The 15,692-nt window shown below is 43.0% G+C and carries 13 protein-coding genes; 6 read left to right on the top strand and 7 right to left on the bottom strand.

Features of this window, described 5'->3' with window-relative positions; translation table 11 throughout:
* Positions 1-30 precede the first annotated feature (30 nt).
* The gene (locus tag MED222_RS17695) at positions 31-1,020 is read right to left on the bottom strand and encodes a porin (protein WP_009845711.1); all 990 of its coding nucleotides are present in this window, start codon (positions 1,018-1,020) and stop codon (positions 31-33) included.
* 376 nt (positions 1,021-1,396) lie between these two features.
* Between MED222_RS17695 and MED222_RS17700 the strand changes: the two genes are divergently transcribed.
* Entirely contained in the window at positions 1,397-2,410 is a 1,014-nt protein-coding gene (locus tag MED222_RS17700) for a succinylglutamate desuccinylase/aspartoacylase family protein (protein ID WP_009845710.1), read from the top strand.
* 195 nt (positions 2,411-2,605) lie between these two features.
* On the opposite strand, the gene MED222_RS17705 is transcribed toward MED222_RS17700, so the two are convergent.
* The 4 genes from MED222_RS17705 to MED222_RS17720 all read right to left on the bottom strand — a co-directional run bounded on the left by MED222_RS17705 (position 2,606) and on the right by MED222_RS17720 (position 5,349).
* Positions 2,606-3,055 carry a PTS sugar transporter subunit IIA gene (locus tag MED222_RS17705; RefSeq protein WP_009845709.1) on the bottom strand — a complete coding sequence of 150 codons (450 nt, stop codon included), beginning with the start codon at positions 3,053-3,055 and terminating at the stop codon, positions 2,606-2,608.
* Complete coding sequence (locus MED222_RS17710; protein WP_009845708.1) at positions 3,052-4,308, bottom strand: PTS ascorbate transporter subunit IIC; 1,257 nt, start codon at positions 4,306-4,308, stop codon at positions 3,052-3,054. Before MED222_RS17710 ends, MED222_RS17705 begins: the two co-directional genes overlap by 4 nt.
* 10 nt (positions 4,309-4,318) lie before the next feature.
* Positions 4,319-4,588 carry a PTS sugar transporter subunit IIB gene (locus MED222_RS17715; protein WP_009845707.1) on the bottom strand — a complete coding sequence of 90 codons (270 nt, stop codon included), beginning with the start codon at positions 4,586-4,588 and terminating at the stop codon, positions 4,319-4,321.
* A 284-nt stretch (positions 4,589-4,872) separates the two neighbouring features.
* Complete coding sequence (locus tag MED222_RS17720) at positions 4,873-5,349, bottom strand: hypothetical protein (RefSeq protein ID WP_009845706.1); 477 nt, start codon at positions 5,347-5,349, stop codon at positions 4,873-4,875.
* Between the two features lie 611 nt (positions 5,350-5,960).
* Here MED222_RS17720 and MED222_RS17725 point away from each other — a divergent pair.
* The 3 genes from MED222_RS17725 (at position 5,961) to MED222_RS17735 (ending at position 8,435) form a co-directional block, all read left to right on the top strand.
* Entirely contained in the window at positions 5,961-7,169 is a 1,209-nt protein-coding gene (locus MED222_RS17725; protein ID WP_009845705.1) for a NupC/NupG family nucleoside CNT transporter, read from the top strand.
* Between the two features lie 339 nt (positions 7,170-7,508).
* Complete coding sequence (locus MED222_RS17730; RefSeq protein WP_009845704.1) at positions 7,509-7,778, top strand: hypothetical protein; 270 nt, start codon at positions 7,509-7,511, stop codon at positions 7,776-7,778.
* A 45-nt stretch (positions 7,779-7,823) separates the two neighbouring features.
* Entirely contained in the window at positions 7,824-8,435 is a 612-nt protein-coding gene (locus MED222_RS17735; protein WP_009845703.1) for a class I SAM-dependent methyltransferase, read from the top strand.
* 96 nt (positions 8,436-8,531) lie between these two features.
* On the opposite strand, the gene MED222_RS17740 is transcribed toward MED222_RS17735, so the two are convergent.
* Positions 8,532-9,740, bottom strand: a complete 1,209-nt coding sequence (locus MED222_RS17740) for a DUF3541 domain-containing protein (RefSeq protein WP_009845702.1) — start codon at positions 9,738-9,740, stop codon at positions 8,532-8,534.
* 273 nt (positions 9,741-10,013) lie between these two features.
* Between MED222_RS17740 and MED222_RS17745 the strand changes: the two genes are divergently transcribed.
* Positions 10,014-11,369 carry a diguanylate cyclase gene (locus tag MED222_RS17745; RefSeq protein WP_009845701.1) on the top strand — a complete coding sequence of 452 codons (1,356 nt, stop codon included), beginning with the start codon at positions 10,014-10,016 and terminating at the stop codon, positions 11,367-11,369.
* 164 nt (positions 11,370-11,533) lie between these two features.
* On the top strand, positions 11,534-13,105 hold the full coding sequence (locus MED222_RS17750; RefSeq protein ID WP_009845700.1) for a DEAD/DEAH box helicase: 1,572 nt from the start codon (positions 11,534-11,536) through the stop codon (positions 13,103-13,105).
* A 905-nt stretch (positions 13,106-14,010) separates the two neighbouring features.
* Here the strand turns inward: MED222_RS17750 and MED222_RS17755 are convergent.
* Positions 14,011-15,543 (bottom strand): DUF3612 domain-containing protein, encoded by a 1,533-nt coding sequence (locus tag MED222_RS17755; protein WP_083784035.1) that lies wholly within the window; start codon positions 15,541-15,543, stop codon positions 14,011-14,013.
* Positions 15,544-15,692 lie beyond the last annotated feature (149 nt).

The raw sequence follows: 15,692 nt of genomic DNA, 5'->3' as shown, positions 1-15,692 counted from the left end.
TTTCTAGTCTCTATCTAAAGTCGATTTAGATTAGAAATCGTAGCGGACACCTAGGCGAAGTGTGTCTTCACCAGCTGTCACGATACCTTTTGCATTTTTAACTTCGTCTAAACCGTTAACGTAGTAAGAAAGGTATGTGCGGAAATTGCTGTTTAGTTTGTAGTAACCGGCTAATTCAATACCGTCGACAGCGTCTACTTTTGCTCCGCTGTTGATTTCATCTTCCTGGTAAGTATATACGACTGCAGCAGATACTTGCTTGGTGAATTTGTATTGCGCTGCGAACTCCATAGCAGTGAATGACTTAGCATCGGTGCCTGTCGCTTTATCATCTAGGTCGCCTGTTGAATAAGTCGCAGCTAAGTACAGGTTGTCTAGAGAATACGCTAGGCCGGCAAGGATTTGGTCTGCGCTACCTTTATTTTCCCCTAGGTCTTCACCTGAGTAGGCTAGGCCAAGATCTAAGCCCATTGGCAGTGAGTAAACACCAGAAATGCCGTAGCCGTCAGAGTCTTTTTTGCTGTTGGTTTGGTAAGTGGCTTCTAGTTGCAGAGCATCAAAACCGCCACGGTATGCAAATACGCCATCTTCTTTATCAGAAGCTGCACCGAATGCTTGCTGCACACCAGAAAACTCAGTGATATCTGTAAAGTCAGATACGATAACTGAAGCCATATCTTGGCGACCGGCAGAAACGGCTTGACCGTCAAAATCAACACCTGCGTACATGTAACGGTTTTCAAACTTATCAGAACCTGTGTCTTGCTCAGCTTCGTAGAAACCGAATGCCGTTGCAGTATTTGTAAGTTCTGTTTTACCACCAAGGTTTAAACGGAAACGAGTTTTATCTTTCATTGAACCTTCAACTTCAGCACCACCGGAACCAATGAAATCACCACGGAATTCTGCACGACCGCCAATTTTAAGTTCTGTACCATCAGAGCTGTAAACCGTTGCTGCTAACGATGAACCTGAAACTAGTGCCGCTACCACTGCAGAAGCTAGAACTGCCTTTTTCATAATCACTTACCTTGTATTTTAAAATCCGTGAGCAATGCGCTCTCCGTTTCGATATGAAACTAATCTAGAGCAGCTAAATTAAGCTTTCATTTCTGTAAAATTACATTTTCGTGAATAGGGAACTTTTTAAGTGTTGATTTTATTGCACTTTTATTTCAGGAAACTGAGTGGTTTGTGAATGGGTATACCACTCGTATTTCCTTATTCGGTTACTTTTTCAAGTTTCTATTTGGGGGAGGTGATAATGATATGGGTGAACCTTATGGTGAGGTTAGAGCTTCTTCATCTTATTAACTGTTTGTACTGATTAAGATATCCTCTATGATGCCAAAACTTAGAAAAGAATAAATTTTGCTCAACAAGATGGAGACGTTGGATGAAAACAGAGTACTTAGGCGATGTTTTACAAGGTAGGCAGGTTATTGGCGCCTTAAATGTTGAAGACTTACCGATTGGAGAGCATCAGTTTTGGTTTCAAGTAACCAGTGATGGGTTAGGACAACCTAAAAACATGCCTGTTTCTGTTTTCAAAGGCAGTCAAGACGGCCCGAAGTTGATGATCACTGCCGGGATTCACGGTGATGAGCTAAACGGTGTGTTGGCTGCTCAGCAAATTATCCGAGATTTAGTGGGCAACACATTAAAAGGCACGGTGACAGTTGTACCAACTGTGAATTTGTCTGGCTTGCTTAACCACAGCCGCGATTTTATCTCTTCGGATCCGGGCTCTTGCCCTGCCAACCTTAATCGACTCTTTCCGGGGGATGCACACGGCTTAGCCGCGGAGCGATTCGTCGCATCTCTGTGGGATCGCTTACTCAAACACAACGCGACATTTGCTGTTGATCTGCATACCCAAACTCGTGGCGCCGTGTATCCACTTTATGTGTTTGCTGATTACCGAGTAGAGCAATGTTTGGAGATGGCGAGGTTAATGCAGCCCGATTGTGTTCTTAATGATCCCGGCGATCCGGGTATTCTTGAAACGGTCTGGAATCGAAGTGGAATTGCGAGCATTACAGTGGAAGTCGGGATGGGGAAATTTACTCAACCTGACATGATTCAACGAGCCGTAGATGGTGTTTTTAATATTCTTTCTTACTACGAGATGCTTGATGCTGAAGGTTTACGAGACAAAAAACCACTGCCGAGTATAGATTGGATAGAGGGCAATAATGTAGTGTCTATCCGCGCTGATATTGGTGGGTTTGTGTTGCCTCAGGTCGAGCTTTTACAAAGCGTAGAGCAAGATGATCTTTTGGCGATTCAATACGACGCTTTTGGTAATGAATGTCGTCGTTATCATGCGCCGTCTGCCGGACGTGTACTTAGCTATAACGTGGATGCATTAAGGGAGCCTGGAGCTCTTGTCTGTCGATTATTGAGTTGAGCTGCTTTTAGGTGAGAAGCTCGCAGTTGGTAAGTTCTGAGTTGAAAAGCTCTTAATTGGTAAGTACTGAGTTGAAAAACTCTTTGGCGGGTGTCTCTTTGTTCATCTGGTGCATCGTCATTTGAAACGCGTAAAAAAAGACCGAGCAGGGCTCGGTCTGATAGCTTTTCTCTGGAGTAACAGTTTTTAGCGTAACTAGTATCGCTTTAAGATCTCGATGATCTCTTGCTCTGTTTCCGCTGCGATAATGGCATCAATGTCATCATCATTTTGGAACAACTCTGATAGCGCCATAATAGTATGGATATGGCTATCTGAGTCCATCGCTGCCAGAGTGATTGAAAGGTAAACGTCACCGTTGTCTTCCGACTCTAAATCAACACCCTTTTTGAATACTGTCACCTGCAGTGATGCTTCGTTCACACCATCTTCAGGACGAGCATGAGGCATCGCAATCTTTGGTGCTAGAACATAGTACGCGCCGATGTCTTTGTGCTTTTGCTTGATAGCTTCAACATAGCTTGCTTCAATTTTCTTGCTTGCTAACAGTGTTGAACAGGTTAAATCAATCGCAGCATCAACCGTTAGGTTCTCTTCAGAGTTGATGATAACGCCTTGGTTACCGATTAAATCGAATAGGCTCATGAAACAATCCATCCTAGAATCAGACCAACAACACCGAAGTCGAAGTCAGCAAATGTTGTTGCTTCAAGCCCAAGACCACCCAGTACTGGAAGTAGTAGCATTGGTAGGAAAGAGATACACAGACCTTGCGTGAATGAACCTAGAATTGCACCACGTAGACCGCCAGTCGCGTTACCGTAAACACCTGCCGCACCACCTACGAAGAAGTGTGGAACCACACCCGCTACAATGATTGTCCAACCAAGTGCACCTTGAACTGCCATTGCTAGTAGGCCAGCCGCGAAAGAACAAAGGAAACCGATTAGTACCGCGTTTGGTGCTACTGGGAATACCATAGGGCAGTCTAGAGCAGGTTTTGCTCCTGGTACTAGTTTGTCAGAGATACCTTTAAATGCAGGAACGATTTCAGCAATTAGCATCTTCACACCTTGCAATACGATGTAAACACCACCAGCAAAGATTAGAGATTGCATGAAGGTAAATACAACCCAGTTTTGACCGCTTGATACTGTTTCTACAAACTCGCCGCCCGCAATAATAGACGCAAGCATGAAGAAGATAGCCATTGTTGTTGCTACGGCTACTGGCGTATCACGCAGGAACATTAAGCTTTTAGGAACTTGGATGTCTTCTGTTGATTTTGATGTGTCACCGAATTTGCTACCAATGAAGCCAGACACGATGTAAGACAGTGTCGAGAAGTGACCAATAGCCAGTTGATCAGTACCCATCACTTTTTCAGTGTACTTTTGGCCTAGCGCTGGCATCACAACCATTAATGTACCCACAATGATAGAGCCGATTGCGACTAGAACTGTGCCTTCAATGTTTGCTGTAGACAGAATTACCGCTACTAGCATAGACATGAACATTGTGTGGTGACCCGTTAAGAAAATATATTTTAAAGGAGTAATACGAGCCAATAAAATATTCACAACGAATGCGAAGAACATAATTAGAGCCATTTCATAACCGAATGCTTCTTGTGCTAATGCAACAATTGCTTCGTTATTTGGAATAACACCACTTACGCCGAATGCTTCAGTAAATACAACTGAGAAGTTATTTAGTGCGCCAACAAGAGCGCCAGCACCAAAACCTAAAATTAGGAAACCCATTACGGTTTTAATTGTGCCTTTTAGAATGGTGGAAATATCAGCTTTCTGTGCAACAAGGCCAATGAAAGCAATTAAGCCTACCATGATTGCTGGCTCTTTTAATAAGCCGAGCATGAATTCGAAAAAGTTCTGCATAATTTTGACCTTACATGAAAGTTTTTAGTTGTTCTTCGATTGATGCTTTGTCAAAAATATTTTTAAGGCTGATTATGTTCTCTTTTCCGCCTTCTTTCAGTTGGTTTGCAACGTCTGTCGCTGCTACCCAAATATCCGCATTACTTGATGCAGCAGATGATAGATCTTCGTGATCAACTTCCGCTTCGAAACCGATTTTTTTAGCCACTTCTTTCACTGCCATTTCCATCATTAGTGAAGTACCAAGGCCGTTACCGCAAACTACAAGAATCTTTTTCATAATATTTGTCTCAATTGGATTTTAGGGGTTGAGAAACTGCGTTCTCTTATTGTGTGGGAGCATAGTAATGGAAATATTGAGATTTCAACAAGACCTCCATCACAAAGCTAAAATGATATTGTGACGGAGATCTCGCTTGTGTGTGGTAAAAATCCAGAGTGAGACTTTGATCAAATTTAACTTTTCACACGAATATGCAACGTATCTATTGAGAAAGGTTGGGGGGGATGTATTTGTCTATTGGAATGTAAATATATAGAGGGTCTGTTGAAGAAAATAGAGAATTAATCGTATCGACCGTAGTCGGTAAGCATTTTCTTAAGCATGCTATTAACGTCTTTGGTCTTTTTATTTCTTTTAGTTAGTTGGCTAAGAGAAGTCGGTTTTGGCGAGGTAACATTTTCACCATCTATTTCTTCGGTTTTATCTTTCATTTTCTGTACGGCAGGCAATAACATTCTAATTTCTTCATTATTGATATTGGTCAGAACCACAATATTTTCAGATTCAACTTGGGTAATAGTTAATATGCCATGCTTAACGGATTCAACCTTTTCACCAATCATAATTGATTCAGGTGCGACAGAGCGATCGGTTAACTGACCTGTACGTAATTTCGCCGCACTGATAGCGCGGATATTTCCGGTGTTTTCAAACGCAACAATAACAGTATAGGTGTTATAATACTCAACTACTGTCACATAGCCGTGTCTATTTGTTTTGAATCTAGCTCCATTGTTCATGTCGTGCGGAGCTTCCATTTTCTTCACGTGTTTCCTCTCTTAGTCTCAATGGCTGTTATATCTAATCAGCTCTTCTCGTTTTATAGATAATGAATGGGGGAGATAATGCAAAGTATATACGCATCTAAACTTAAGATGAATCTTGAAGTCATAGTAAATGAGGGAGAACACAGAAAAGTGGTAATAATCACACAGAATTAACCGAGAGGTTACGCTCATACGCTTAAGGACTTAACATTCCAAATTCAACCTTATACAGATTGTTTACAGTTTTTGAAGAACGAAAATGACGATAAACACTGCGTTTTGTTTAATCCTTGACCGCGCGATCGTTTGCGTTGAAAAATGTGATGAAAGTCTCACTTAACTGTTTATACTTCTTTTCCGGTTTTAAGCCGGTGCTTAGCCAATACAAGCCGTCACATGGATATGTGAATGACCCCACGGACCGGACCAGCTACGTTCCACTGCTTGTATAAGGTGATTTTTACATGAACAACTCGTTGTTACATTCGCTAACCCTGTTAGCTCCTTCATCGCGTAGCGTTTTGCTTGCGGTTCTTTGTCCTATTCCTTTGATGTCATTCGTTTGGCTCATGTTCACTCTTTAAGGATTACTAGGACACATTATGAATATTCTATTTGGTTTTGTCGGTGTTCTTGCACTGATTGCTTGTGCGTACCTGCTATCTGAAAGTCGTTCTTCGATTAACTGGAAAACAGTCTCTCGTGCACTATTACTTCAAATCGGCTTCGCGGCTTTGGTGTTATATTTCCCGTGGGGACAATTGGCGCTAACGAGCCTAAGTAATGGCGTTTCTAGCCTGCTTGGTTTTGCAGACGCTGGTATCGCATTCCTTTTCGGCGACCTTGCAACTGAAGGTTTCATTTTCGCGATACGCGTACTTCCAATCATTATCTTCTTCAGTGCTCTGATTTCGGCACTTTACTACCTCGGTATCATGCAAAAAGTGATTCAAATCTTGGGCGGAGCGGTGCAAAAACTGCTGGGCACCAGTAAAGCTGAATCCTTGGTAGCGACAGGTAATATCTTTCTTTCCCAGGGTGAGTCTCCTCTTCTTATTCGTCCGTTTTTAAAGTCTATGACTCGTTCGGAACTGTTTGCTGTAATGGCAGGTGGTATGGCGTCGGTAGCGGGTAGTGTGCTTGGTGGTTATGCTGGTTTAGGTGTTGAACTTAAATACCTTATCGCAGCAAGTTTCATGGCAGCTCCGGGTAGTCTGTTAATGGCGAAGATCATCGTTCCTGAGCGCAGCACACCAAGTGACTACGACCATATCGAACTCGATAAAGCTGACCAAAGCAACGTGATCGATGCACTGGCAAGCGGCGCGATGAACGGTATGAAAGTCGCGGTGGCTGTCGGTACTATGTTGATTGCATTCGTGAGTGTAATTGCGATGGTGAACACTGGCCTAGAAAGCTTAGGTGAGACGTTCGGTTTTGCGGGTATTACGCTGCAAGCTATCTTCGGTTACTTGTTCTCGCCTTTAGCATGGCTGATTGGTATCCCGAGTGATGAAGTCTTAATGGCGGGTTCTTACATTGGTCAGAAGATCGTAATGAACGAGTTTGTTGCTTTCATCGATTTCGTTGAGAACAAAGCGCTGTTATCTGAACATAGCCAAGTCATCGTGACGTTTGCTCTATGTGGCTTTGCTAACATTGGCTCTATCGCTATTCAGCTAGGTTCGATCGGTGTTATGGCACCAGAGCGTCGTGCTGAAGTGGCAAACTTAGGCTTGAAAGCAGTCGCTGCTGGTACGCTTGCAAACCTAATGAGTGCGTGTTTAGCGGGTATCTTCATCCTGCTTTAAGCGAGATTCAGTTCAAGCGCCTAAATTCAGTTGAAGCGGGCACCTTTCTTGCGGATTTAACGTGAGAAGGGTGTCCGCTTTTTTGTGCCTGCTCGTTAAGTTGATTCAGATTTTGAACCACCACTTTTATTGCTATGCGGTGTATAAGGCTCACTCGGAAGAGTAATAGAGCAGGCCTGTTTTATCCGATATACTTGAATATCATTAGGTTGCGATTAATAGCATTCGGCTTCAATTAAGAAAATCCGGTTTCTATTAAGAACACTCGGCTCCGAATAAGAATATTCCGTTCCGACTAAGAATACGGCAACCAAGCTCAAATTTATCAAGGGTCTCTCTATGAACATGCGCGTTCTCATCGGTCTTATTGCTACCTTCATTGGCTTGTTTGCGATGATTTATCTTATTGCTGGTGGTACTCAGTTTCCTATCTATCAGTGGCCGCAAGAAGCGTATCTCGGTTTGGTGTTTAGCGTAGTATGGGGCACTGGCGTCGCTGCATCGGTGGCTTATGTCTTCTCAGCTTTGGTGTTTGTGACTGTCGCCGTGGTTTGCTATGCGATCGGTTATAAAAGCGGTGGGCTCTTTTCTTCAAATTCCGACGTCTAAGTTTATTGAGGCGTACTTATGTTCATTGAAGTGAGATTTGTTTGAATGCACTGGCTCGATCGTTGGAAAGTGTATCGCTATCATCGCAAACAGGCTAACCGAGCGAATGGCGATAAGGCTAAAGCTTTAGGGTGGACTAGCGAAGAGAGCCAATTATGTCGCTTTGAAGTGATTGCTCGTTCGGCTGACTTTGAAAAGAAGAGTATTTTAGATTTGGGTTGTGGCTATGGCGAGCTGTTTGAGTTGCTCGCCAGCATCTATCGCATTCAATCTTACACCGGCGTTGACCAACACGCAGGCTTTTTAAAGAAGGCGAAACAGAGCTATACAGAAGATCGTTGTCGGTTTTTGTCGGGTGATATGAGCCAAATGAGCCTTGAGGTACACGATGTAGTTATCGCCAGTGGCTCATTGAATTACATCTCTCGCGACTCGGATTATCTGACTAACATGATTACTCGTATGTTTGGACTAGCGAATCAGACGGTGATTTTTAATCTGCTCAATTCAAGCCAATATCCTTCACGTAATACCTTGATGAGTTATCACCCTCAAGGCGTATATCGATTCTGTAAAACACTCTGTGATGATGTTTCCTTGATAGAAGGTTACGCTGAAGGGGATTTCACGATAGTGATGAACAAAGTCGTATCCTGAGCCTGAATGAAGTGTTGGTGTGGTAAGAGTTAAAAAGCCGCAGACCTTGAGAGGTTTGCGGCTTTTTGGGTTCTAAAATCAACTTAAGTATTATGGCTAGTGCTTCAGCGGTTGATTTTCAACTAGTCCGTAAGGGATGTTAGTAAATACTTTAGGGTTACCTTCATAAGTCGGTGCTTCGTTCACTTGCTGCCAATCGAGTAGCATGATAGCGAGTACGTTGCGGTGCTCTCCATACTTGAGATCAAAATCACCGGTGACCGAAGGGATCATGCCTTTTGTCTTATCGATAGATGCCTGGATTGCAAGCCTAGTTTTCTCTACAACCGGGTCATTCTCTAGACCGGCTAGTAAGAAAGTCAACCCAACCTCAGCAATCACATCCTCTTTAGCTCGTAGCAGGATCGTATCGATGTTTTCTCTGAAGTAATCGTAGACCCATTGGTGTTCTTGCTCGCTTACTTGGTGCTGGTAATACTCAGAATCTCCAAAGATCACATGTGTCATACCATAGATCTTATTGCCGTATTGCTGGCTTGAAAGCTTCTTGTCGTTATCGTCTGGGTAGGCTTTTTTGAAGGTATCGACAAATTCATCAACGACATCTTGTTCACCTAATTGGCGTAGCCAGTAAACTTGATTAGCGAGTTGGGCTGCCCACGCTTTCACCATATCTTCATTGGTCACGTATCGTGAAAAGTCATAACGACGAATAATCTCGCGCAGTTTGACATCGTTCTTGTGTTCTAAACCGTACTCATTGGCGCGCGCCATAGAGCCGAGAAGGTCAACACCAAGATATAGATATTCTGGCATGTGCTTGGTGATGTTGTAGCGTCGAACACTGCGTTCATCGCTATCGCCAACATAGGAAGCAACACGCTTTTCTGAGTACAGTACGATTTGTTCCATGGTGTGAACATCATTCGACAAGCGGCTGAGCTTACTTGCGACACGTGCCATGTCACTCCATACCGCGGCAGAATATTTGTCGTCTAATGTTTGTCGATACATACGCAAACCATAGTGACCCTCTTTGAATGCAGGCAGAGTGTAAAGTTGGCTTTCGTAGGTTGTGCGAATCAGATCGGCGGATTGTTTAAAAGATTGCTCTCGAGAGTCGAGAACACCAGCTTGTGATTGAACATTTGGTACGATTGTTGCTTGTATGTTAACGGGCTCTTGTATAGTAACAGTCTGTTGTGTGTCAAAAGCCGTTAGCGTATCTGAAGTAGCTTGTGCGTGAACAGCAACCGCAACTGAGATTGATAACAATGTGCACAGAGTTAGCGTTTTTAGCTTCATGTTCGTAAGGTACCAAGCTGATTAATTGTGAATATAAAATAACACTCATGAATCTTTCAATGTAAGGTTTTGGTCAATACATTGTAATCTTTAATAAGATTGATTCGATATTTGGTTCAGTAATCAATGTGTCTAATGGACTTTAAGTGATGAATGACTCAATAATGAAATGAGCACTAGGCTAAGTGTATGTATTTAAATAGCTTAACGGCATACTTAAAGAGTTAGTCTGATATGAGCAAATTTAAGAACAAAAAGGTTTAGGGGGTCTGAATGCCAAGTGGTTCTAGCAAGCAATGGCCTGCCAAATTATTATCTTTACTGTTTTTTTTAGTGGTAATGAGTGCTATCGAGTTTTTTCACTCTAAAGAGTTATCCTACCTGAAAGATGAATCCTACTCTGAGGCAAAAAAGCAGCTATCGATCATTCGTTCTCGAATAGAAGCCGCGATCGTGTCAGATATGTATATCCTCAATAATTTTTCGACCTTAGTGACCATAAACCCTGATGGTGAGGTGAAAAATTGGGACAAGATTGCTGAAAGTATTATTAAAGATGGTTTCCATATTCGTCTTATTGGGCTAGCCAAAGACGACATTCTAAACTTTGTTTACCCTATGGAAGGCAATGAGCAGATTCTCGGTATTAATTATCGTGATTATCCAGACCAATGGGAGTCTGTTGAGATAGCCCGTAATCTTGGCAACACCTTTATTGCCGGCCCTTTTGAGTTGTTTCAAGGCGGGCAAGCCCTCATTACGCGCACTCCGATCTTTCGAGACCCGCCTTTTAACGAAGACTATTGGGGTGTATCCAGTGCCGTTATTAGTTTAGATGAGCTGTTTGACGATGTCGGAATCGGCAAGATCGAGAACAAGTATGAACTCGCGATTCGTGGTGCAAACAGTTCAGGTAAAGATGGTGCAGTCTTTTATGGCACTCAAGGTGTGTTCGACAATGCGTTTGCCACTGAACAGGTGAGTTTCCCACATGGTGGTTGGTACCTTGCTCTTTCTGGTAACGAACATGTATTGATGGATGAACCTTGGTATCGAATTCAAGCGGTAAGGCTGGTGGGTTACTCCATAATGGTAGTGCTGGCGTTTGCCTTCTTTACTATTTATCGCCTGTACCGAATTGCAGATAGCCGCTCTATGCATGATGAACTCACCATGTTACCTAATCGTCGATACTTTATGTACAGCCTAAAGCAGGCGTTCAAAGTCACCCAAAAGCAGAGAGCAAGAACCTTTGCTGTGGTAAATATCGATCTGGATGGCTTTAAAGCGATCAATGACACTTTTGGTCATGCGGCTGGCGATCAAGTGCTTATTGAGTGTGCTAATCGCATTAAGAGTGAACTACGTGGTTCAGATATCGTTGCGAGAATCGGTGGTGATGAGTTCTTAGTTTTGTTACCACGCATCATTGATGATCAACATGTCTCTTCGATTGTAGCTAAACTTCGAAGAGCGATATGTAGCACACCTGTTGTTTATGATACGCACTCGATTTATCTTCGAATCAGCGTTGGTTGGGTAATTCACAACAATAACTACACTGGTGTCGATGCACTACTCAAAGCGGCTGATGAAAAAATGTACGAACAGAAACGACAAATTTTATAGGTTGGATTGGATCTGCTATTAGAATTTAGTTGCTGAATGTGGGGAAAAGCCTCAGAATACCGCGCTTTGCTCCTTATCAATCCTATTGATGAGCGAAAGCTGTAGCAACGACTTATTTCTGCGCGTTGCTCATACTAAATGTTATTCAACTGAGAAAATAATCTATGAGTTTTACCTCCCTTGGCCTTTCTGAACCGATCCTTAAAGCTATTGAAGCACAAGGTTACGATAAGCCATCACCAATCCAAGAGAAAGCCGTACCAGCTGTCCTAACGGGCAAAGATGTAATGGCCGCTGCTCAAACAGGTACAGGTAAAACTGCTGGCTTCACGCTACCTATTCTTGAAATGTTATCAAAAGGCCCTCGCGTACGTCAGAACCAAGTTCGTGCACTAGTGCTAACACCTACCCGTGAACTTGCTGCGCAAGTGAATGGCAGCGTAGTTAAATACGGTATTAACTTACCGCTTACTTCTACGGTCGTGTTTGGTGGCGTGAAAATTAACCCTCAGATGCAAAAACTTCGTAAAGGTAGTGATGTGTTGGTGGCAACACCGGGTCGTCTACTTGACCTATACAACCAAAATGCAGTGCGTTTTGATCAGCTAGAGATTCTAGTATTAGATGAAGCTGATCGCATGTTAGACATGGGTTTCATCCGCGACATCCGTAAGATCTTGGCTTTCCTACCGAAGAAGCGTCAGAACTTACTGTTCTCTGCAACGTTCTCTGATGATATTCGTAGCTTGGCTAAAGGCTTAGTAAATAACCCAGTTGAAATCTCGGTAAGCCCTGCAAACTCAACAGCACCAACTGTTGAACAAAGTATTTATCCAGTAGATAAAAAGAAAAAAGCGCCAATGCTAGCTAAGCTGATCAAAGATAATGATTGGCGACAAGTGTTGGTGTTCAGCAAAACAAAACACGGTGCAAATAAGCTTGCTCGTTTCCTTGAAGAACAAGACATCACTTCTGCTCCTATCCATGGTAACAAGAGCCAGGGCGCGCGTACTAAAGCCTTAGAGAACTTTAAAACCGGTAAGGTACGAGTACTCGTAGCGACCGATATCGCTGCTCGTGGTATTGATATCCCACAACTTCCTCAAGTGGTTAACTTCGACCTTCCAAACGTATCAGAAGATTACGTTCACCGTATTGGTCGTACTGGCCGTGCTGGTGAAGTTGGTAAAGCAATTTCATTGGTTTGTGCAGATGAAGTGGGTGAGCTATTCGGTATTGAACGCCTTATTCAACAAGTACTGGAGCGTCGTGAACTGGAAGGTTTTGCACCCGTAAACAAATTACCAGAATCTCGCTTGGATTCGCGTCCGATTAAGCCTAAGAAACCGAAAAAGACACGCGAACACTCGGATGGCCAACGTTCTGGTGAGAATGCTCGCGGCCATAAGCCAGCAGGCAAGAACAAGCGTCATGTAGCAGGTAATGGATCTGCTCCAAAGCGTAAGCCTAACTCAGGCAACAAAGCTTCAGACAGCAACTCTGCAGCTGCTGGTGATGATAAGTCTTTAAGAAATAATGGCAGCAACTATAAGCGCGGTAATAAGCCTTCTACGAATAGTTCTGGCAAGCCAGGTGGTGCAGGTAAACCTAAAAAGTCTGGTTTCGGTGGAAGTAATGGTTCGAGCAAACCGTCTAACAAGTCATCAGGTAACAAGCCTACAGGTAACAAACCTTCACCATCTAGAAGCCGTTCTAAGCCTGCATCTCAGAAATAGTAGACAGAACGTTTGTCACGTAGCTTTACAAAGATTATGTAACGAGATCGCTTCGTAGGAGGGTTCTCGTTCATTGACGACTTCCTGCTATCGAACTCGAACAAGCGCGAATATTGAATTTCAATGTTCGCGTTTTTTTATGGGTGTAATTAGGGCGTGTTGACCTTTCGCGGTTAAATTTTGTTCGAGCTAAAAGTGTTTTAATCGCGGCGAGGGGGAAGTCGCCTAGTCATTCTAAGCAAATCTCCCTCAACAAAGATTAAAACGCTTTTAGCTGAACCCTTTGGGCAGCGTTTGCTGGTCATTTCTACTACGTTATCGGCTTCTCATGTAGGCTAGCTACACATCGAAACCTCTGCCTTGTATAAATACCCAGCAACTCGCTGCAAAAATCAGCTCGAAAGATCAACACGCCCTAAGCAAACAAGAAGAGGTTTCTTCAGAGTTGAAGCTATCGAATTTATTGAAAAGTAGGTATTTATAGGAAGAGAAATTAATCTTTAATGATCTATTAATAACAACATAATCACTAGCGATTTGTTGGGTTTTGCAATTTGCAATTTCAGTTTGCAAAACAAACAGGCATTTATGTCGAATACGTGTTCAGATGCGTAGTAAATACGTATATTTAAAGTTGGCACGCATAGTGCATTAGTAATAGTGACCCTTCTTAAGCCGAGGGTCACCTAGCCAACTGACGTTGTTAGTGAACCCATATTGTTCACACAAAATATATGACCAATCACCCTTTTGTGATTGGTTTTTTTTTGCCTGAATTTTGAGTTCTACTTGTTGGTATTACTTTTTATTAATTGTTATTACTACACTTATTATTAAGTGCAGTTAGCTAAAGCAAAACAAGCAGAGCACGACAATTTACTAATCATGCTCATACCATTCTTGCGCTAACACTCACCACACTTTGAGTAACAGCTTGGTTGGCGCGGGCATTCTCCACCTCGGGAGCAGATAAGCCTAGCCTCTGTCTCAATCCCACGTTCAATCCAATTTATATTTAGAATCTTGGCTATTGTCGTGAGGTCTTTCTTGATGTTACGCGGGATTACCACAGAGCCACCATTGTTAACGCATGATGCTTTAAGTTGCTCTGCAATGTCTCTTGAATTACCGCCTTGTGCATCAATTGCAGGGTTAAGGTCTATGCCAGCACACAATACGCGATTGTTACCTGCAGGATCCGTCATATTGATGGATTCACAACAGTAGATTCTTGGTTCATCACCCACATTTAAAATAGATATTTGAGCCGAACTCCCTGCGCGAGGTTCTGACAATCGACGAAACACAGCCCAATGTTGACATGGGTCGGCAACAGTTCTCATATTTCCCCAAGGCAGTGGAATCCCGTTCCCGCGGTACACCGCCTTGAGTTTCCCTGGCCCATAAGCATCAAAGTAGTGCCAGTGAGGGTAGGGCGATACTACCGTCATTCGACGCATAGCAACAGAGGGGGAAACCCCCGCTCTTTTGTGAACGTCGATTTCGTAACCAGTGCGGTCAAGCAACTGTCTAAATGGAACTTTGGGGCAAAGAAGTGCGCCAGCAAAGAAGCTAGATTCAAAGTCTCGCCATGCTTGAAGAATATCTTGAGAATTAAGTTGCGAAGAGCCTGAAACCTGGTTGTCGTCCCATGTGTTGTTGTTGCCGACCGACAACACACTCTTTAAGCCTTCTTTGCTATGCAGAATACAATGGCCAATATAGACCGATAAATCGTATTTCAGACGAGTGGGGTACTCTTTCAGGATTTCGTTTAAGAAGATTGTGCTAGGAGGTTCAAAGAACGAAGTGACTAGCTGTTTGGCATTAATTCCGAGTTCATCAACAACGTCTTTCGGTGTGCGTGTTACCCAACGGATGTTAATTTCTAGGCTTCTAGCGATGTCTATCAGATCTTCTACGCTGAGGTTAAGACGTTTTAAGCCAACTTCTTCCGCTGCGCGCTCAAGGTCAGGGAAGTGGTTCTGATTGCTTTCTTGGTGTGCTCGAATTAAGAGGTGTGCAAACTGGCGGCCTGAGATCCCCGTTTGAGATAGCATCTCTGGAATTGCAATTTGCAGGATGTCGTTGGAGAAAAGAAAGCTAGGCTCGAGTGCCATGCCACTTATCCCACCACGATTCCCTTTATCAGGAGCAATGGCTTGTTGTTCAGATTCGTCGTCAAGGAACCAGGTTGGGTTCTTCTGAAAGACCTGCGCGATTACTTCTAGCATATCGATGCTTGGGACGCGCTTTCCACGTTCAATCATTGAAAGGTAAGAAACGGAAGGTGCGTATTCTGGGTTGATTCTAATACAACGCGCAGACAGATCTTCCATCGTTAAATGGTTACGTTTTCTTAGGTTACGTATTTTCGTACCTAGGAAATGAGACTGACGAACTAAACTTTTTGACAAGGCCATATTTGTAAAATTCACATTGTAAAATTTTTGTTGTGAAATTGTAGGCAAAAAAGCGCTAGTCTACAAACTAAGCAATTCACAAAATGACAAATAAGTTAAACGTTAGTTTGGAATAATTGCTCTAGGACACATTTTTGCTATAAAAATCGGTGAATGTTCACCGG

It is taken from the genome of Vibrio sp. MED222, assembly GCF_000153005.1.
In the GTDB taxonomy this organism is placed as follows: domain Bacteria; phylum Pseudomonadota; class Gammaproteobacteria; order Enterobacterales; family Vibrionaceae; genus Vibrio; species Vibrio tasmaniensis_A.
This window is presented reverse-complemented; position numbering and strand designations above follow the sequence as displayed.

Excerpts from the sequence above, each read along its gene's own strand:
- MED222_RS17705 (WP_009845709.1), bottom strand. The coding sequence starts at position 3,055 with ATGAGCCTATTCGATTTAATCGGTAACCAAGGCGTTATCATCAACTCT.
- MED222_RS17750 (WP_009845700.1), top strand. The coding sequence starts at position 11,534 with ATGAGTTTTACCTCCCTTGGCCTTTCTGAACCGATCCTTAAAGCTATT.
- MED222_RS17695 (WP_009845711.1), bottom strand. The coding sequence starts at position 1,020 with ATGAAAAAGGCAGTTCTAGCTTCTGCAGTGGTAGCGGCACTAGTTTCA.
- MED222_RS17720 (WP_009845706.1), bottom strand. The coding sequence starts at position 5,349 with ATGGAAGCTCCGCACGACATGAACAATGGAGCTAGATTCAAAACAAAT.
- MED222_RS17700 (WP_009845710.1), top strand. The coding sequence starts at position 1,397 with ATGAAAACAGAGTACTTAGGCGATGTTTTACAAGGTAGGCAGGTTATT.
- MED222_RS17740 (WP_009845702.1), bottom strand. The coding sequence starts at position 9,740 with ATGAAGCTAAAAACGCTAACTCTGTGCACATTGTTATCAATCTCAGTT.
- MED222_RS17730 (WP_009845704.1), top strand. The coding sequence starts at position 7,509 with ATGAACATGCGCGTTCTCATCGGTCTTATTGCTACCTTCATTGGCTTG.
- MED222_RS17710 (WP_009845708.1), bottom strand. The coding sequence starts at position 4,308 with ATGCAGAACTTTTTCGAATTCATGCTCGGCTTATTAAAAGAGCCAGCA.
- MED222_RS17735 (WP_009845703.1), top strand. The coding sequence starts at position 7,824 with ATGCACTGGCTCGATCGTTGGAAAGTGTATCGCTATCATCGCAAACAG.
- MED222_RS17725 (WP_009845705.1), top strand. The coding sequence starts at position 5,961 with ATGAATATTCTATTTGGTTTTGTCGGTGTTCTTGCACTGATTGCTTGT.
- MED222_RS17715 (WP_009845707.1), bottom strand. The coding sequence starts at position 4,588 with ATGAAAAAGATTCTTGTAGTTTGCGGTAACGGCCTTGGTACTTCACTA.
- MED222_RS17745 (WP_009845701.1), top strand. The coding sequence starts at position 10,014 with ATGCCAAGTGGTTCTAGCAAGCAATGGCCTGCCAAATTATTATCTTTA.